The following is a 16916-nucleotide window of genomic DNA, read 5'->3' on the forward strand; positions in this document are numbered from 1 at the left end:
GACATCGTCATTCTCGATAATCTTGGAAGCCACAAGTCGAAAACTGTCAGGCAAATGATCCAGGCTGCTGGCGCCAGGCTGTGGTACCTGCCGCCATACTCGCCCGACCTCAACCCGATCGAACAGGCATTCTCCAAGATCAAACACTGGATGCGGCAAGCTCAGAAGCGCACCATCGAGGACACTTGGCGCCACATCGGTCACCTCATCCAGGACATCCAGCCTCGCGAATGCGCCAACTACTTCGCCAACGCCGGTTATGCTTCCGTCAAAATGTGAAACGCTCTAGGCCATGCGATAGTTCATACGGGCTGTGTCCCGGTTGTGCACCGGTCAGCGGCTCAATTCCCTACAATTTGAGCTATTTCGACCACTTGGGTCGGGGATGGTGCCCAGGAAAGGACTCGAACCTTCACGGCCGTTAAGCCACTGGCACCTGAAGCCAGCGCGTCTACCAATTCCACCACCTGGGCATGCCGTTTGGGGCACGGAGGCGGTTACTACGGTTCGGTGACGCCGTTGTCAATTCATGCTTGAGGCCCGTTTCGGGATGCCGATTGCGCATCGCAAACCGGCCCGATAAAAACCTGACAAGACGCACTCTTTTCCGCAGGATATGGACCCCCATGGCATCGAATCTGGACACGCTCGTCACGGTTTTCGGCGGATCGGGGTTTTTGGGCCGCAGCGTCGTCCGCGCGCTGTGCAAGCGGGATTACCGGGTCCGGGTCGCCGTGCGGCGGCCGGAACTCGCCGGATATCTGCAGCCGCTCGGCCGGGTCGGGCAGGTCCACACCGTGCAGGCGAATCTGCGCTATCCGGCCTCGGTCGAGGCGGCGCTGCGTGATTCGCATGTCGTGATCAACCTCGTCGGCGTGCTCACCGAGGGCGGTCAGCAGACTTTTGATGCCGTCCAGGCCAAGGGCGCCGAGACCGTCGCCAAGGCGGCGGCCGCCGCCGGCGCCCAGCTGGTGCATGTCTCCGCGATCGGAGCCGACTCCGAATCGCCCTCGCGCTACGCCAGGGCCAAGGCGGCCGGCGAAGCCGCGGTCCTGGCGGCGGTTCCCTCCGCCACGATCTTCCGCCCCTCCGTGATGTTCGGCCCCGAGGACCAGTTCACCAACCGCTTTGCCGCGCTGGCCCGGATGTCGCCGGTGCTGCCGCTGATCGGCGGGAGTACCCGGATGCAGCCGGTCTATGTCGGCGACGTCGCCACCGCGATCGCAGATGCTGCCGACGGCAAGGCCAAGGTGGGCGCGACCTACGAACTCGGCGGGCCGGAGGTGCTGACGATGCGCGAGATCATCCAGACCATCCTCGACATCACCGACCGGCAACGGATGCTGATCCCGCTGCCGTTCGGCCTCGCCCGCTTCCAGGCCAACTTCCTGCAATTCGCGCCGGGCGCGTTCAAGCTAACGCCGGACCAGGTCACGCTGCTCGAGCGCGACAATGTCGTGTCGGAGTCGGCGAAGGCCGCCGGCCTGACGCTGGAAGGCCTCGGCATCACGCCCGATTCGCTGGAAGCGATCGCCCCGCAATATCTCTGGCGCTTCCGCGCGGCCGGCCAGTTCCAGCGCATGAGCGTGTGAGGGTCTTCCTTCACCCGCGGCCCCTCTCACCTCTCCCGCTTGCAAGCGGGGGAGGGAGCGCACCGGCACCGCGGTTACAGCGCAAATCTCAGCTTCGTATCGAAGATCAGTGGCGTCGCCCGGCTGGAGCTTACTGTCCCAGCGCCAGCGCGATCAGGCCGAGCGTGCCGACGATGACGCGCCACCAGGCGAACAGCACGAAGCCGTGGCGGGTGACGTAGGTCAAAAACGTCTTCACCACGATGACCGCGGTGATGAACGAGACCACGAAGCCGATCGCAACGATGTTCATGTGGTCCATCGTCATCTCGGCACGGTTCTTGTAGAAATCGTAGGCGAACGCACCGATCATGGTGGGGATGGCAAGGAAGAACGAGAACTCCGCCGCCGCGCGCTTGTCAGCCCCCAGAAGCATCGCAGCGACGATGCTGGCGCCGGAGCGCGACACGCCCGGGATCATCGCCACGCACTGCGCGATGCCGATATAGAGATACATCAGCAGCGGAAACTTGGTGGCGTCGTGCTCGCGCGGCTTGAGATTGAGCTTGTCGACCCAGAGCAGGATGGCACCGCCGACGATCAGCGTGAAGCAGACGACCCAGGGATTGAACAGCAGGCTCTTGATGTACTTGCCGGCAACGAGGCCGACGATCACGGCCGGCAGGAACGCCACCAGCACGCCGATCACGAAGCGGCGCGCATAGGCATCGCCCGTGAACAGGCCGATCACGACGTCCCACAACTTCCTGAAATACAGCCCGACGATCGCGAGGATCGCGCCGAGCTGGATCAGAACCGTAAACGAATCCCAGAACGCGCCTTCGCCGAGATGAAAGAAGCGCTCCGCGAGCAAGAGGTGGCCGGTCGAGGATACGGGAAGGAACTCGGTCACACCCTCGATGATGCCGAGGATCACTGCCCGTATTGCATCTGACATATTTACGGTCCATTTCGGCTGGAAAAGCGGGGGCTCTTCTCGCCTATTCCCCTCCATGCCGCAATCGCAAAATGCGAAATCACGCCCTTGCTTCGCGGTTTTGAGGGACTAGTGTGGCGCCGCACAAACATTGATGGATTCTTAAGCACCATCAAATAGTCAAAGGCTTCATGTTTACGCTGTTTCATCATCCGTTCTGTCCGCATTCGCGCTTCATCCGCCTGATCGCGGGCGAATACGGGCTCGACCTGAAGCTGGTCGAGGAGCGCAGCTGGGAGCGGCGCGAGGCGTTTCTGCTGCTCAATGCGGCGGGCACGACGCCTGTCATGGTGGACGACGAGCAGCCGCCGATCCCGGGCGCGGCCATCATCGCTGAATATCTCGACGAGGCCTATGGCGGCGGGATGGGCGTGAAGCGCCTGATGCCGGAGACGCTTGCCGAGCGCATCGAGGTGCGCCGGCTGATGGCCTGGTTCAACGAAAAATTCTTCGAGGAGGTCTCGCATCCCCTCGTCACCGAACGCATTTACAAGCGTTTCATGAGCGAGGAGAACGGCGGCGGCCCCCCTTCGGCCGACGTGATGCGCGCAGCGAAAGCCAATGTGCGCTATCATCTGGCCTATATCGGCTGGCTGGCGCAGACGCGCAATTTCCTCGCCGGCGACCGGCTCACTTACGCGGATCTCGCCGCCGCGGCGCATCTCTCGGCGATCGACTATCTGGGCGACGTGCCATGGAGCGAGGACGACGCAGCAAAGGCGTGGTACGCGCGGGTGAAGTCCCGCCCGTCGTTCCGTCCGCTGCTGAGCGAATGGCTGGCGGGCGTGCCGGCGTCGCGGACCTATGTGGACCTGGATTTCTGAGCTCCGATCCGACTAAACTGAAGGCGGCGCTTGCGCGCGAAGCGCGCGCACTCGGCTTCGATTGCATCGGCATCACCGCACCCGGCACGATCGAGAGCGCCGGAAAGCACTTCCTCGAGTTCATCGCCTCCGGCGGATATGGCGACATGGATTGGCTCGCGGCGCAGCCGGAGCGCAGGGTCGATCCGCGCGGGTTGTGGCGCGACGTGCGCAGCGTGATCATGCTCGGCGTCAATTACGGCCCCGACTCCGATCCGCTCGCGATCCTGAAAGAGCGCACCCGTGCGGCGATCTCGGTCTATGCGCAGGGCGACGACTATCACGACCTCATCAAGAAGCGGCTGAAGGCGCTGGCGCGCTGGCTGGTTGCAACCGCGCCGTCGGCTGTGAAAGTGTTCGTCGACACCGCGGCCGTGATGGAAAAGCCGCTGGCGCAGGCCGCGCATCTGGGCTGGCAGGGCAAGCACACCAATCTGGTCTCGCGCGAGTTCGGCTCGTGGCTGTTCCTCGGCGCGATCTACACCACGCTCGATCTGCCGCGCGACGCTGCCGAAATCGACCATTGCGGCTCGTGCCGGGCATGTCTCGACATCTGTCCGACCGCAGCGTTCCCCGCGCCCTACAAGCTCGATGCGCGGCGCTGCATCTCGTATCTCACCATCGAGAACAAGGGGCCGATCCCGCACGAGTTCCGCAAGAGCATCGGCAACCGCATCTATGGCTGCGATGATTGCCTTGCCGCGTGCCCCTGGAACAAGTTTGCGCAAGAGGGACGCGAGGCAAAGCTCGCCGCGCGTGACGAATTACGCGCGCCTGCTCTTGCGGAGCTCGCACGACTCGACGACGCCGCGTTCCGCGCGCTGTTCACGAAGTCCCCGGTCAAGCGCATCGGCCGCGACCGGTTCTTGCGCAATGTGCTGATTGCGATCGGTAACTCGGGCGAGGTGGCGCTGGCGGAAGAGGCGCGGCGATTGCTGAATGACGAGAGCGCACTGGTGCGTGGGGCGGCGGTGTGGGCGCTGGGGCAGCTGATGTCACGGGAAGAGTTCGAGGCAATGAGGACGAGTGCCATCGCGCGCGAGCACGACGAGAGTGTTCGTGAGGAGTGGCGCGCCGCCTCCTAACTCGCGGCGTCATGCCCCGGCTTGACCGGGGCATCCAGTACGCTGCGGCCTATCGATCAAACCACAGCTGTCTGGGCGTAGTGGTGGTGCCGTAGTAGCGTTCGTTGTCATTCCGGGCATCGCGCAGCGATGAACCCGGAATCTCGAGATTCCGGATTCGATGCTTCGCATCGCCCCGGAAAGACAAGGTGGCGAGAGCTACGCCAGATGCCGCTGCATCTCCGGCCGCGCCTTCAGCTCGGCGCCCTGCCTGGCGACGATCTTCGCGATACGTTCCGGCGCGAACTTCAGGTCGACGAACGCCGGCGCGGTGTTGGCGACCTCGTGATAGCTCGCGATCTTGCCGCCCTTCAGCGTCATGATCGCCACGCCCTCGAACATCGCCCGCGCGCCGTTCGCTTCCGGCAGGGTCGATTTGTAGCTGAAGGTGTAGCGTGCATAGAGCGTGGCGCCGTCAGACACGGGATCGTGCATGTCCCAGCGGAAATCGGTCGCCGTGCGGTAGAACCAGTCGTCGATCATCGCGGCGAGCTTCTCGCGGCCTGCGAAGGCACCGTAGAACACGTCGTGATAAATACCGTCCTCGGTGAACAGCTCGGCGAAGGCACGGCCGTTGCGCTGCTCGACGGCGTCGCAGAAGGCGCGCAGCATGGCGGTGGTGGTCATTGGCGTTGCTCCTTCCCCGTTCTCCGTCATGCCCCGGCTAGACCGGGGCATCCAGTACGCCGCGGCTTCACAGCTCAAGCACGGCCGTCTCTGGAATACTGGATCGTCCGCCTTCGCGGACGATGACACCGAGTGCTGGGTGAGGATTTCACCCGATCTCCGCGACCGCGGCAAGAATGCGCGCGATGTCTTGCGGACGCGACAGGCGGTGGTCGCCGTCCTGGATCATGGTCAGGACGACGTCGTCGGCCGGCAGGCGGTGGGTCAGCGCAAATGCGTGCTGCCAAGGCACGTCGGGATCCTGCGCGCCCTGCAGGATGCGGACAGGGCAGCCGAGATCGATGGCGCTGCCGAGCACGAGATGATTGCGTCCCTCCTCGATCAGCTTCCGCGTGATCGGATAGGGCGAGCCGTCGCCATATTCCGATGGCCGCAGCCAGAAGCCTTTGGTCTCGATCTCCTCCTTCACCGCGGGCGAGAAATTCTTCCACATCAGTTCCTCGGTGAAGTCGGGCGCCGGCGCGATCAGCACGAGTCCGGCCAGCGACCCCTTGCTGCTCCGCTTCTTGATCTCGCGCGCGAGCAGCAGCGCCATCCAGCCGCCCATGGAGGAGCCGATCAGGACTTGCGGGCCATCGCAGAACCGCTCGAACACGGCGACGCTGTCCTCAAGCCAGCTTCCGATGGTTCCGTCGGCGAAATCGCCGCTGGATTCGCCGTGGCCGGAATAGTCGAACCGGACCACCGCGCGGCCGTTGTCTCTGGCCCAGGCGTCCAGCGCCACGGCCTTGCCGCCCTGCATGTCCGATTTGAAGCCACCGAGCCAGACGAGGCCGGGACCCTTGCCGGCGCGGTGGCGCACCGCGATCCGGCGCGCGGATGCGCCTTCGCCCAATTCGATGAACTCGAGCACGGCATCAGAAATTGCATCGGTCATGGAACGTTTACTCTGGCTGTGCGGTTTGAGCTGTCCGGGCTTATTCCGAAAGCACGCCTGATATCGGCATTGTCCCTTTGGGACGCTTGCGGAACAGAAGCAAGGTGTCTATGTCGAGCACCGTGCCGTCGGGCGTGACCAAAATGCCTCGCATTTGAGGGTTTTTCGCGTTTCGCACGAGCGACTTGCTTGCCGGCAAACGCATCTTCCTTCAAAATGGCCGCTTCCTTCACAACTTTGGAGAACCACCCATTCGCCGTCCTAATAAAGCTCCGCCCGCTGCCAGCAAAGACGGGCCACGCATCAATGATGATATCCGCAATGCGCAGATCCAGCTGATCGACCAAACCGGTGAGAACAAAGGCACGGTCGAGACCGTCGTCGCCATCCGGATGGCTCAGGAAGTCGGCATGGATCTGGTCGAGATTTCGCCGAATACCAGCCCTCCCGTCTGCAAGATCATGGACTACGGGAAGTACAAGTATTCCGCGCAGAAGAAAGCCGCGGAAGCCCGTAAGCGGCAGAAGACCGTCGAGATCAAGGAGATCAAGCTCCGCCCGATGATCGACGATCACGATTACGACGTGAAGATGCGCGCGATGCAGCGGTTCTTCGAAGAGGGCGACAAGGTCAAGATCACGCTGCGCTATCGCGGCCGCGAAATGGCGCACCAGGAGATCGGCACCAAGCTTTTGGACAAGATCAAGACCGACGTCGCCGAGCTCGCCAAGGTCGAGCAGGACGCGCGGTTCGAAGGTCGCCAGGTGGTGATGGTGCTGGCGCCGCGCTGACCCCGGCTCATTAGGACTAATAGTTCAACGGCCCGTCCGGATCTCCGGCGGGCCGTTTTGTTTTGGTGGAGGTGCAAGCCGCGAGCTCCGCTGCACCCTCGCCCGCTTGCGGGAGAGGGTGGCGCGAAGCGCCGGGAGAGGGCTATCTCCTCTCGGGGGTTCTCGCTTGCGGCGACACCCTCTCCCCAACCCTCCCCCGCAAGCGGGGGAGGGAGCGCACTGCCATCGTGGAGATGGCTCGCTCGAATTACGTCCTTATCGCCTGCCAGGTGCCGCTGCACTGGTCGCCGGAGATGATGCCCTTCCAAGAGCCGACGCCGTTCACGCCGGCGAGCCGGCCGCCGCCGCTGGCGTGGGAGGCGCCGACCGAGACCTGGACGGCGACGGCACCGGAGCGGTTGACCCGGCCGGAGACCCGGCCGCCGCCCGCGGACGAGACGCGGCTGCCTGTTACGGTGAAGGGAACGCTGTAGCCCGAGCTGCAATTGCCGCGGGTGGTGGCGAAGGTGACGTTCCAGATGCCGTCATAGCCGCCGGCGCGGGCGTCGGCGGCCTGTGGCAGCGCAGCCGTGGCGAGCACGGTGAGCAGCGCCAGATGGCGCGGGCGGGCGAAATTGGTCAGCGAAGAAAGAAATTGCGGGAAATGGGCCATTTTGGTCCTGCTTCAGGCGACAAGGCTTGGACATGAGGGTGGCAACCTCCAATAGTCGGCGGGCAGGTTTCGGCGGTTCATCGTTGCCAATTGGCTTGTCCTCTGTCATAAGCCCAGCCTTCATCGCCCGGCTGATTAAGGGCTGCCGTGGCGGTGTGTCGTGCGGGTTTCGCGTTTGTTCGCAAAACCTGAGCACAATCAACGCTCTAACGAGCATTTTTGACGGCCAGCCGCCTTCGCGGGCGGATCTCTATGGCCATTAGGAGAGCCAAATGCCCAAGCTGAAGACCAAATCGGGCGCTAAAAAGCGCTTCAAGGTGACTGCCACCGGCAAAGTGATGCACGCCCAGCGCGGCAAGCGTCACGGCATGATCAAGCGGACGAAAAAACAGATCCGTCAGCTCCGCGGCACCCGCGTGCTGTTCAAGACCGACGGCGACAACGTCAAGAAGTACTTCTTGCCGAACGCCTGATCGCGTCCACGATCACTGCCATCTGTGCCGCGCATCCCGCGGCAATCCGCTAACCAAAGTCATCTCTGAAGGATTTCGTCATGTCTCGCGTCAAACGCGGTGTGACCGCCCACGCCAAGCACAAGAAAGTCTACAAGGCCGCCAAGGGTTTCTACGGCCGCCGCAAGAACACCATCCGCGCCGCCAAGCCGGCCGTGGAGAAGGCCCAGCAATACGCCTTCCGCGACCGCAAGCGTCGCAAGCGCACCTTCCGCGCGCTCTGGATCCAGCGCCTCAACGCTGCCGTCCGTCCGTTCGGCCTGACCTACAGCCGATTTATCGACGGCCTTGCCAAGTCGGGCATCACCGTGGACCGCAAGGTGCTGTCGGATCTCGCGATCCGCGAGCCCGCCGCGTTCCAGGCGATCGCCGAGAAGGCCAAGGCCGCGCTGGCGGCGTAAGCTGCCCCACTGCGCGACTTGCGCAGCGTTCAGCTTGTGATGGCCCGGGCAGGGGCGCCTCTCGCGCTTTACTACCCAGGCCGCCACCTGTCGCGCAAACACACTTCTCCGACGTGGATGCCCGGCGCATCTAACGCGAAGACGCGCTTCGCGCTTTTGGGCCGGGCATGACAGGCTAGGATCATCGGCTCAGCATCCTGGCCAAAAGGGATTGCCATGACCGATCTTGCCCAGCTCCAAGCCCAGATCATCGCCGATATCGCCGCCGCCTCCGACGAGGCTGCGTTGGAAGCCGTGCGTGTTGCAGCCCTCGGCAAGAAGGGCTCGATCTCGGCGCGCCTCGCCACGCTCGGCAAGATGTCGCCGGACGAGCGCAAGACGCAGGGCGCCGCGATCAACCAGGCCAAGGACGAGGTCGGCCAGGCGCTTGCTGCGCGACGCGACGTGCTGAAGTCGGCGGCGCTCGATGCCCGGCTCGCCTCCGAGACCGTCGACGTCACCCTGCCGCTGCGCGATACGGCGGCTGAGGCCGGCCGCATCCATCCGCTGAGCCAGGTCTGGGACGAGCTGACCACCATCTTCGCCGACATGGGATTCTCGGTGGCCGAAGGCCCTGACATCGAGACCGACGATTATAACTTCACAAAACTGAATTTCCCGGAAGGCCATCCGGCGCGCGAGATGCACGACACGTTCTTCTTCCATCCGAAGCAGGACGGCTCGCGCATGCTGCTCAGAACCCACACCTCGCCGGTGCAGGTGCGCACCATGCTGAGCCAGAAGCCGCCGATCCGCGTGATCTGCCCGGGCCGCACCTATCGCATCGATTCGGACGCGACCCACACGCCGCAATTCCACCAGGTCGAGGGCCTCGTCATCGACAAGAGCTCGCATCTCGGCCACCTCAAATGGATCCTGCACGAGTTCTGCAAGGCGTTCTTCGAGGTCGACCACATCAACATGCGCTTCCGCCCGTCGTTCTTCCCGTTCACCGAGCCGTCGCTGGAAGTCGACATCCAGTGCCGCCGCGACAAGGGCGAGATCCGCTTCGGCGAGGGCGAGGACTGGCTGGAGATCCTCGGCTGCGGCATGGTGCATCCGAACGTGCTGCGCGCCTGCGGCATCGATCCCGACGAGTATCAGGGCTTCGCCTGGGGCATGGGCATCGACCGCATCGCCATGCTGAAATACGGCATCGCCGACCTGCGCCAGCTGTTCGACAGCGACGTCCGCTGGCTGTCGCACTACGGCTTCAAGCCGCTGGAGGTGCCGACGCTGGCGGGAGGGCTGAGCACGTGAGGCTCGGTCTCGAATGTGAGACTGCGACGTCTCTCTCCGTTCCCGTTGCGGAGACAACCCTCTCCCTGACACTCCCCCGCAAGCGGGGGAGGGAATGGATAGAGCGCGCGCGAGGCGACTGTCCCATGGATACGTATTCTCGGTCCGCCCGACAGGTCGAACCCCCTCCCCCGCTTGCGGGGGAGGGTTGGGGAGAGGGTTTCTCCACGATGGGGCTGCCAATGGTCGATCCCAAGCATCCGGACTGGAAAATATCGCCCAAGCTGCGCGCCAATGCGCGCGTGCTCAGGCGCAACTCGACTGATGCGGAGCGTATCCTCTGGTCAGAGCTGCGCGCCGGTCGTTTGAACGGCGCGAGCTTTCGCCGCCAAGTGCCCATCGATCACTACGTTGCTGACTTCGTCTGCCACGCGGCCAAGCTCGTCATCGAGCTTGATGGCGGCCAACACTTCTCGGATGAAGGCGAACGTGCCGATGCGCGTCGCTCTGCCGCGATCGAAGCGAAGGGTTTCAAGGTGCTCCGCTTCAGCAACCTCGACGTCATGACCAATCGTAGCGGCGTTCTCGAAACAATCGCGACCACCGTCGCGGAGAGAGCCCCCACCCCAGCCCTCCCCCGCAAGCGGGAGAGGGAGCAGACCGTCTCCGTGGAGAAAAAACAGCCATGAAATTCACCCTCTCCTGGCTGAAGGATCATCTCGAGACCGACGAGCCGCTGGACAAGCTCGCCGACAAGCTCACCATGATCGGGCTCGAGGTCGAGAACATCGAGGACAAGGCGAAGGCGCTGAAGCCGTTCACCATTGCGAAGGTGATCTCGGCCGAGCAGCATCCGAACGCGGACCGCTTGCGCGTCTGCATGGTCGACACCGGCGACGGTGGTGCGCCGGTGCAGGTCGTGTGCGGCGCGCCAAATGCGCGCGCTGGACTCGTCAGCGTGTTCTCAGCCCCCGGCACCTACATTCCCGGCAAGGACATCACGCTCGGCGTCGGCACCATCCGCGGCGTCGAGAGCCGCGGCATGCTGTGCTCGGCAGCCGAACTGCAGATCTCCAACGACCATGACGGCATCATGGAGTTGCCGGCGGACGCACCGATCGGCGCTGCTTACGCCGAATGGGCCGGCCTCGGCGATCCCGTGGTCGAGATCAATTTGACGCCGAACCGGCAGGACTGCACGGGCGTGCACGGCATCGCGCGCGATCTCGCCGCCGCCGACATGGGCAAGTTCAAGGACCCCACCATCAAGCCGGTCAAGGGCGAATTCCCGTGTCCCGTGAAGGTCGCGGTCGAGGACGCCACACTCTGTCCGGGCTTCGCGCTCCGCCTCGTGCGCGGCGTCAAGAACGGATCGTCGCCGGAGTGGCTACAGAAGCGGCTGACCGCGATTGGGCTGCGCCCGATCAACGCGCTGGTCGACATCACCAACTTCATGACCTTCGACCGCGCGCGGCCGCTGCACGTGTTCGATGCGAAGAAGGTGAAGGGCAATCTCGTCGTGCGCCGCGCGCACGAGGGCGAGAGCCTGCTCGCGCTCGACGGCCGCACCTACAATCTCGATCCCGCCATTTGCGTGATCGCGGACGAGCACGGCGTCGAATCGCTCGCCGGCATCATGGGCGGCGAAGCCTCGGGCTGCGACGAGAACACGACCGACGTGCTGATCGAATCGGCGCTGTGGAACGAGATCAACATCGCCCAGACCGGCCGCAAGCTCGGCATCAATTCCGATGCGCGCTACCGCTTCGAGCGCGGTGTCGATCCGGCCTTCATGGTGCCGGGGCTGGAGCTCGCGACCAAGCTGGTGATGGAGATGTGCGGCGGCGCGCCGTCCGAGACCGTCGTGGTCGGCAAGGCCTTCGGCGACGACCGCGTGATCGATTTTCCTGTCACCGAGGTCAAGCGGCTCTCCGGCATCGAGGTGCCGCAAGCAGAGATGAAGCGCATCCTGACCCATCTCGGCTTCATGATGGCGGGCCCCGGCCCGGTCGTGAAAGTCGCGGTGCCGTCCTGGCGCACCGACGTGCACGGCAAGGCCGACATCGTCGAGGAAATCGTGCGCATCTTCGGCGTCGACAAGGTGCCGGAGACGCCGTTCGAACGCGGCGAGGACGCGCGCAAACCCGTGTTGACGCCGCTGCAGCTGCGCACCCGCCGCGCCCGGCGCGCGCTGGCGAGCCGCGGCATGGTCGAGGCCGTGACGTGGTCGTTCATCGCCAAGCCTGCGGCAAAATTGTTCGGTGGCGGCCAGCGCGAGCTCGAAGTGGCCAACCCGATCGCCTCCGATCTCTCCGACATGCGCCCGACCCTGCTCGCGGGCCTGATCGCGGCCGCGCAGGCCAATGCCGATCGCGGCTTTGGCGATGTCGCGCTGTTCGAGGTCGGCCAGGTGTTCAAGGGCGATCGCCCGCAGGATCAGTTCATGGCGGCGAGCGGCGTGCGTCGCGGCCTTGCCTCGTCCGAGGGACTCGGCCGGCATTGGTCCGGTTCGGCGCAGGCTGACGTGTTCGACGCCAAGGCCGATGCGCTCGCGGTGCTCGCCGCGGCCGGCGCGCCGATGCAGGCGCTGCAAATCGTTTCCGGCGGTCCCGGCTGGCTGCATCCGGGGCGCTCCGGCACGATCCAGATCGGGCCGCAGAACGTGCTCGGCCATTTCGGCGAAGTGCATCCGCGCGCGCTCGAGGCGCTCGGCGCCGACGGCCCGCTGATGGTGTTCGAGGTGATCCTCGATCGCATCCCGGAGGCGAAGAAGAGGCCGACCCGCGCCAAGCCGCTGATCGAGCTCTCGGCCTTCCAGCCTGTTACGCGCGATTTTGCTTTCATCGTCGACCGCAGCGTGAAGGCCGGTGACATCGTCCGTGCCGCGCAAGGCGTCGACAAGAAGCTGATCACCGGCGTCAACGTTTTCGACGTCTACGAGGGCAAGGGCATCGACGACGGCAAGAAGTCGATCGCGATCGCGGTGACGCTCCAGCCGCGCGAGAAGACCCTGACCGACCTGGAGATCGAGGCCGTGGCCGCGAAGATCGTCGCAGAGGTGACGAAGAAGACCGGCGGCACCTTGCGGGGATGAGTCTCGCCGACTTTCTCCCGAAGGACGTCAGCCTCTCCATTGCGATGGCGCTCTGCGCCGTCGCTTTCGTTTCGGGCACTGCCCGCGGCTTCTCCGGCTTCGGCTCGGCGCTGATCTTCATGCCGCTGGCAAGCAGCATCGCGGCGCCGCAACTCGTTGCGGCCCTGCTGCTCGTGATCGATTTCGTCGCAGCGGCGCCGCTGCTGCCCGACGCATGGCGGAAGGCCGACCGCAAGGCCACCGCGGTGATCGTGCTGGGCGCACTGATCGGCGTGCCCGCCGGCACATACTTTCTCAGCGTGCTCGAGCCCGTCACCACGCGCTGGATCATCTCCTGTTTCGTCGCTGCGCTGCTGCTTCTGCTGCTGTCGGGCTGGCGCTATCGCGGCAAGGACCACGCCTGGCTCTCGGTCGGCATCGGCGGCCTCTCCGGCTTCTGCAGCGGCCTCGCGCAAACCGGCGGGCCGCCGATCGTCGGCTACTGGCTCGGCCGTCCGATCGCCCCGATCGTCGCGCGCGCCAACATCGTGCTGTTCTTCGGCGCGTCGGATTTCTTCTCGATGGTCAGCTATGCGACGACCGGCCTGATCAGCGGCGAATCGCTGGTGCTGTCGCTGATCGTCGGCCCGGTCTATGCGCTCGGCGTCGCCTTTGGTGCGTCGCTGTTCGGCCGCGCGAGCGAAAAGGTGTTTCGCGGCATCTGCTATGCGCTGATCGCGATGGCGGTGATCGCCGGGCTGCCGGTGCTGGATGGCGTGTTGCGCTGACAGTCTCAGCTGTCTTCCCGGACAAGCGTCAGCGCAACCCGGGACCATAACCACAGGAGGCGGTTTTGGCGAAGGCGGACAATTGCCAGCTCGCGTCAAACTCCATCCTGTGGGTATGGGTCCCGGATCTGCGCGCGCCTTAGGGCGCGCTTGTCCGGGACGACGGCGGAGATTGTTGCCGCTTGGTTGCCCTTACTGCCGTGGCGTCCGCCGCTTCTTCGTCGATTGCGTCGGCACGTCGGCGGGCTCGTCCTTCAGCGCGCCGATCTTGCGCAAGGCTGCATCCGCAGCACGCTCGCCGCTTTCCCAGGCGCCGTCGACGGTGCCCCACAGCGTCTCGTGCGTGGCTTCGCCGGCGAGGAACATGCTGCCGATCGGCTCGGCCAAGGTTTTTCGCGAGAGCTGGCCGCCGGGCGAAGCTGCCGACATCGCGCCCATGACATAGGGCGAAGCATTCCAGCGCGTCGCGCTGGTCTTTTGCACGGTGCCTGCGGCCTCGCTGCCGAACAATTTTGTGATCCACTCCTTGGCAAAGGCGACCATGGCCTTCTCGCCCTGCTCGGTGAGCTCGCGGCCGAACGAGCCGCCGACATCGATCGAGCACAGCGAGGAGCCGCTGATATTGGCGTACATGAGTGCCGTGCGCGTCGAATTGCTCTGCTCGATCAGGATGTCGTCGCGCGACAGGCCGAGCGGATTGCCCGGCAGTTGCAGCACGATGCGATCATAGCTGCCGAGGCTGAGCTTCGATGCCGCGTCCCATGTCCGCTTAGGCATGTCGGGCGCGAACTTGATCGCGCCCGATGTCAGCACATTGGTCGAGACCGTGACGATGGCGGCGCGCGCGGCGATCTTGCCGGCTTGCGTCTCCACGCTGACGTCGCGGTTGCTCCAGGCGATGCGGCTCGCCGGCGTCGACAGCGCCACCGGCGTCTGCTCGGCGAGCTTGGTGATCAGCGTGCCGAGGCCCTGGCGGCAGGCGATCGCCGCGTTGCGGTCCTGCGCGCGGCCCTTGTCGATCGCGGACAGCTCCTTCAGGTCCTTGCCGGCGAAGCTCGCGCCCAGCATGAACTCGGCCGCACCGGCCCAGTCGCCGAGATCCTTCGGCAGCACGGACGCGCAGGAGGTATCGAGCTTGCCGCGTGCGGCCTCGTCGATGGCGCGGTTGGCGCGCACCAGCGCGGCCAGGAACTGCTCGGTCTCGCCTGCACGCGCATTGCGGCGGCCGATGCGCATCTTCTGGCCCGATGGCGCCGGCAGCACGTCCAGCCCGACGCTGCGCGCCAGCCGGATCATCGGGTTGGTATCGGGATTGTGCATCCAGCGCGCGCCGCGGTCGAACGGCGTGTCGAAGGTCGTGCTATCCGTGATGCAGCGGCCGCCGACTTGCGATGCCGCTTCCACCACAATGACCCTGCGGCCCGTCGCCATGATGCGCCGCGCCGCGGCAATTCCCGCAGCCCCCGCACCGATCACGACGATGTCGGCCTCGCGCGGGAGGGACGCGGCGGATGCGCGCAGGACCGGCATCGCCGCAAGGGCCGCCGTCGCCGAAAGGAAACCGCGGCGCGTGATTGTCATGTCATGGTTTCCGGAGACTTGCGGCGAACGGGAACAGCCCGCGAACCTTGCCGCATCTGATGTTGCACAGCAACCGTCATGGTGAATCAACCGTGCTTGATCTCACAGAGTGATGAACCGAATTGCAACACGTTTCGACCATGATAGAGAGGGAAAAAGACGGCCGGAAAAGGCCGTGGGGGGAGTTCGACATGGGGACGGTCCTGGATTCATTCGGCAAGCTGATTGCCGCGTACCTCTCGAAGGAGGTGCCGGGCTACGAGCCGTTCACGCCGAGCGACCCGGAGCACCTGCGCGGCATCATCCAGCCCGGCGACGTGTTGCTGGTCGAGGGCAACAACCGCATCTCCGGCATCATCAAATATCTGACGCAGTCGACCTGGTCGCATGCCGCGCTCTTTGTCGGCCCGATCGAGGGTGCGGAAGAGCCCAACGGCGAGCCGCATGTGCTGATCGAAGCCAATATCGGCGAAGGCGTCACCTCCGCGCCGCTGTCGAAATATTTCCCCTATCACACCCGCGTCTGCCGCCCGGTCGGGCTGTCCCATGAGGACCGCACCACGGTCTGCCGCTATGCGATCAACCGCATCGGCTTCGGCTACGATACCAAGAACATCGTCGACCTCATGCGCTACCTGTTTCCCCTGCCGATACCGCAGCGCTGGCGACGGCGCATGATCGCGATCGGCTCGGGCGATCCGACCAAGATCATCTGCTCGGCGCTGATCGCGCAGGCCTTCGACGCCGTGCGCTATCCGATCCTGCCGAAGATCACCAAGGCCGGCAGCCGCGCCGCCCGCCGCGAGATCCTGCACATCCGCGATTCCTCGCTCTACATGCCCCGCGACTTCGATATCTCGCCCTATTTCGAAGTCGTCAAACCCACCATCGTGCACGGGTTCGACTACACGGCCTTGCACTGGGCCGACAAGCAGAAGCCGCTCGAGGAGGTAGCGGGCATGTTCAGTGTGTTTCCAGAAACGCTCCGTGCGCCGCCGCTCGTTCCTGAGGCGATTGACGAAGAGACGCCGGCTGAGATTTCGGCTGAAGAAGTGAGTGCAGAGCCTGCGGAGATGGTCGAGCATTTCCCGCTGCTGAAGAAACTCGTGATGTACCGCCCACGGCGCCGTGGTCGCAGGCGCGAGATTGCGGCGTAGTCCCGATGTCGTCCCTGCGAAAGCAGGGATCCATATCACGGAATCTATCGAGTGCGCGCGGTAGATATACCGAACAGCAACCACTCCCTGGGGTTATGGGTCCCCGCGCCCCGTGCGCAATTGCGCACTGGGCGGGGACGACAACTGTGAGTGTGGCGCGACCTCGCCTCAACAATCGTCATTGCGAGCGCGGCCAAGCAATCCAGACTGTTACCGCGGTGGCAGCCTGGATTGCTTCGTCGCAAGGGCTCCTCGCAATGACGATGGAGAGAGCTACCGCTCCGCCCGTCCGATCACCGCCATCAGCTCCGCGATCTTCTCGCGCTGGTCGGCCTTGTCACCGCTCGCGATGGCGTGCTCGACGCAATGGGCGACGTGATCCTTCAGGATCTCTTCCTCAACCCGGCGCAGCGCGGCACGCACCGCCGAAATCTGTGTGACGATGTCGATGCAGTAGCGGTCTTTTTCTACCATTTTCGACAGGCCACGAACCTGGCCCTCGATCCGGCCGAGACGTTTTCCGACAGATGTCTTGATGTCCTTGCGCATGGGGCCTATATACCC

18 protein-coding genes and 1 tRNA gene are annotated in these 16916 nt (G+C 64.6%); 12 read left to right on the forward strand and 7 right to left on the reverse strand.

Annotated features, from left to right (window positions below; genetic code table 11):
- A partial coding sequence (locus YU9_RS0122185; RefSeq protein WP_027572662.1) for an IS630 family transposase occupies positions 1-279 on the forward strand: 279 nt, incomplete at its 5' end.
- A gap of 107 nt (positions 280-386) precedes the next feature.
- Here YU9_RS0122185 and YU9_RS0122190 read toward each other — a convergent pair.
- Positions 387-473, reverse strand: a tRNA-Leu gene (locus YU9_RS0122190).
- A 153-nt stretch (positions 474-626) separates the two neighbouring features.
- Here YU9_RS0122190 and YU9_RS0122195 point away from each other — a divergent pair.
- A complete protein-coding gene (locus tag YU9_RS0122195) occupies positions 627-1592 on the forward strand; it encodes a complex I NDUFA9 subunit family protein (protein WP_027574763.1) in 966 nt (321 codons plus the stop codon).
- Between the two features lie 130 nt (positions 1593-1722).
- Here the strand turns inward: YU9_RS0122195 and YU9_RS0122200 are convergent, their stop codons facing one another.
- Positions 1723-2529: an undecaprenyl-diphosphate phosphatase gene (locus YU9_RS0122200; RefSeq protein ID WP_027574764.1), complete on the reverse strand. Its 807-nt coding sequence runs from the start codon at positions 2527-2529 to the stop codon at positions 1723-1725.
- Between the two features lie 170 nt (positions 2530-2699).
- Here YU9_RS0122200 and YU9_RS0122205 point away from each other — a divergent pair, with 170 nt between their 5' ends.
- Positions 2700-3392: a glutathione S-transferase family protein gene (locus YU9_RS0122205; protein WP_027574765.1), complete on the forward strand. Its 693-nt coding sequence runs from the start codon at positions 2700-2702 to the stop codon at positions 3390-3392.
- Positions 3341-4516 carry a tRNA epoxyqueuosine(34) reductase QueG gene (gene queG / locus YU9_RS0122210; RefSeq protein WP_027574766.1) on the forward strand — a complete coding sequence of 392 codons (1176 nt, stop codon included), beginning with the start codon at positions 3341-3343 and terminating at the stop codon, positions 4514-4516. Before YU9_RS0122205 ends, queG begins: the two co-directional genes overlap by 52 nt.
- Positions 4517-4714: 198 nt before the next feature.
- Here queG and YU9_RS0122215 read toward each other — a convergent pair whose 3' ends face one another.
- Entirely contained in the window at positions 4715-5182 is a 468-nt protein-coding gene (locus tag YU9_RS0122215) for a nuclear transport factor 2 family protein (RefSeq protein WP_027574767.1), read from the reverse strand.
- A 148-nt stretch (positions 5183-5330) separates the two neighbouring features.
- On the reverse strand, positions 5331-6119 hold the full coding sequence (locus YU9_RS0122220; protein ID WP_027574768.1) for a carboxylesterase: 789 nt from the start codon (positions 6117-6119) through the stop codon (positions 5331-5333).
- A 251-nt stretch (positions 6120-6370) separates the two neighbouring features.
- On the opposite strand from YU9_RS0122220, the gene infC reads away from it, so the two are divergent.
- Positions 6371-6910, forward strand: a complete 540-nt coding sequence (gene infC, locus YU9_RS0122225) for a translation initiation factor IF-3 (protein WP_027574769.1) — start codon at positions 6371-6373, stop codon at positions 6908-6910.
- A 247-nt stretch (positions 6911-7157) separates the two neighbouring features.
- Here infC and YU9_RS0122230 read toward each other — a convergent pair whose 3' ends face one another.
- On the reverse strand, positions 7158-7562 hold the full coding sequence (locus tag YU9_RS0122230) for a hypothetical protein (protein ID WP_027574770.1): 405 nt from the start codon (positions 7560-7562) through the stop codon (positions 7158-7160).
- Positions 7563-7834: 272 nt separating this feature from the next.
- Here YU9_RS0122230 and rpmI point away from each other — a divergent pair, with 272 nt between their 5' ends.
- The 6 genes from rpmI (at position 7835) to YU9_RS0122260 (ending at position 13614) form a co-directional block, all read left to right on the forward strand.
- The gene (gene rpmI / locus YU9_RS0122235; RefSeq protein ID WP_008539890.1) at positions 7835-8035 is read left to right on the forward strand and encodes a 50S ribosomal protein L35; all 201 of its coding nucleotides are present in this window, start codon (positions 7835-7837) and stop codon (positions 8033-8035) included.
- A gap of 80 nt (positions 8036-8115) precedes the next feature.
- Complete coding sequence (rplT, locus tag YU9_RS0122240; RefSeq protein ID WP_027550107.1) at positions 8116-8475, forward strand: 50S ribosomal protein L20; 360 nt, start codon at positions 8116-8118, stop codon at positions 8473-8475.
- Positions 8476-8691: 216 nt separating this feature from the next.
- Positions 8692-9774, forward strand: a complete 1083-nt coding sequence (gene pheS / locus YU9_RS0122245; RefSeq protein ID WP_027574771.1) for a phenylalanine--tRNA ligase subunit alpha — start codon at positions 8692-8694, stop codon at positions 9772-9774.
- A gap of 221 nt (positions 9775-9995) precedes the next feature.
- On the forward strand, positions 9996-10442 hold the full coding sequence (locus YU9_RS0122250) for an endonuclease domain-containing protein (protein WP_027574772.1): 447 nt from the start codon (positions 9996-9998) through the stop codon (positions 10440-10442).
- Positions 10439-12847, forward strand: a complete 2409-nt coding sequence (pheT, locus tag YU9_RS0122255; protein WP_027574773.1) for a phenylalanine--tRNA ligase subunit beta — start codon at positions 10439-10441, stop codon at positions 12845-12847. The genes YU9_RS0122250 and pheT overlap by 4 nt, the downstream gene beginning before the upstream one ends.
- Positions 12844-13614, forward strand: a complete 771-nt coding sequence (locus tag YU9_RS0122260; RefSeq protein ID WP_027574774.1) for a sulfite exporter TauE/SafE family protein — start codon at positions 12844-12846, stop codon at positions 13612-13614. The genes pheT and YU9_RS0122260 overlap by 4 nt, the downstream gene beginning before the upstream one ends.
- A gap of 192 nt (positions 13615-13806) precedes the next feature.
- Here YU9_RS0122260 and YU9_RS0122265 read toward each other — a convergent pair whose 3' ends face one another.
- Positions 13807-15195, reverse strand: coding sequence for an NAD(P)/FAD-dependent oxidoreductase (locus YU9_RS0122265; protein WP_027574775.1), 1389 nt, complete (start codon positions 15193-15195; stop codon positions 13807-13809).
- 191 nt (positions 15196-15386) lie between these two features.
- Here YU9_RS0122265 and YU9_RS0122270 point away from each other — a divergent pair, with 191 nt between their 5' ends.
- Positions 15387-16352 carry a YiiX/YebB-like N1pC/P60 family cysteine hydrolase gene (locus YU9_RS0122270; protein WP_027574776.1) on the forward strand — a complete coding sequence of 322 codons (966 nt, stop codon included), beginning with the start codon at positions 15387-15389 and terminating at the stop codon, positions 16350-16352.
- Between the two features lie 273 nt (positions 16353-16625).
- Here YU9_RS0122270 and YU9_RS0122275 read toward each other — a convergent pair whose 3' ends face one another.
- Positions 16626-16901, reverse strand: coding sequence for a metal-sensitive transcriptional regulator (locus YU9_RS0122275; protein ID WP_027574777.1), 276 nt, complete (start codon positions 16899-16901; stop codon positions 16626-16628).
- Between the last annotated feature and the right edge of the window lie 15 nt (positions 16902-16916).

Source organism: Bradyrhizobium sp. WSM1743 (assembly GCF_000473065.1).
GTDB lineage: Bacteria > Pseudomonadota > Alphaproteobacteria > Rhizobiales > Xanthobacteraceae > Bradyrhizobium.

Excerpts from the sequence above, each read along its gene's own strand:
- YU9_RS0122205 (WP_027574765.1), top strand. The coding sequence starts at position 2,700 with ATGTTTACGCTGTTTCATCATCCGTTCTGTCCGCATTCGCGCTTCATC.
- queG (WP_027574766.1), top strand. The coding sequence starts at position 3,341 with ATGGCTGGCGGGCGTGCCGGCGTCGCGGACCTATGTGGACCTGGATTT.
- YU9_RS0122270 (WP_027574776.1), top strand. The coding sequence starts at position 15,387 with ATGGGGACGGTCCTGGATTCATTCGGCAAGCTGATTGCCGCGTACCTC.
- YU9_RS0122265 (WP_027574775.1), bottom strand. The coding sequence starts at position 15,195 with ATGACAATCACGCGCCGCGGTTTCCTTTCGGCGACGGCGGCCCTTGCG.
- pheT (WP_027574773.1), top strand. The coding sequence starts at position 10,439 with ATGAAATTCACCCTCTCCTGGCTGAAGGATCATCTCGAGACCGACGAG.
- YU9_RS0122200 (WP_027574764.1), bottom strand. The coding sequence starts at position 2,529 with ATGTCAGATGCAATACGGGCAGTGATCCTCGGCATCATCGAGGGTGTG.
- YU9_RS0122230 (WP_027574770.1), bottom strand. The coding sequence starts at position 7,562 with ATGGCCCATTTCCCGCAATTTCTTTCTTCGCTGACCAATTTCGCCCGC.
- YU9_RS0122275 (WP_027574777.1), bottom strand. The coding sequence starts at position 16,901 with ATGCGCAAGGACATCAAGACATCTGTCGGAAAACGTCTCGGCCGGATC.
- pheS (WP_027574771.1), top strand. The coding sequence starts at position 8,692 with ATGACCGATCTTGCCCAGCTCCAAGCCCAGATCATCGCCGATATCGCC.
- rplT (WP_027550107.1), top strand. The coding sequence starts at position 8,116 with ATGTCTCGCGTCAAACGCGGTGTGACCGCCCACGCCAAGCACAAGAAA.
- YU9_RS0122195 (WP_027574763.1), top strand. The coding sequence starts at position 627 with ATGGCATCGAATCTGGACACGCTCGTCACGGTTTTCGGCGGATCGGGG.
- YU9_RS0122215 (WP_027574767.1), bottom strand. The coding sequence starts at position 5,182 with ATGACCACCACCGCCATGCTGCGCGCCTTCTGCGACGCCGTCGAGCAG.
- YU9_RS0122220 (WP_027574768.1), bottom strand. The coding sequence starts at position 6,119 with ATGACCGATGCAATTTCTGATGCCGTGCTCGAGTTCATCGAATTGGGC.
- YU9_RS0122260 (WP_027574774.1), top strand. The coding sequence starts at position 12,844 with ATGAGTCTCGCCGACTTTCTCCCGAAGGACGTCAGCCTCTCCATTGCG.
- YU9_RS0122250 (WP_027574772.1), top strand. The coding sequence starts at position 9,996 with ATGGTCGATCCCAAGCATCCGGACTGGAAAATATCGCCCAAGCTGCGC.
- rpmI (WP_008539890.1), top strand. The coding sequence starts at position 7,835 with ATGCCCAAGCTGAAGACCAAATCGGGCGCTAAAAAGCGCTTCAAGGTG.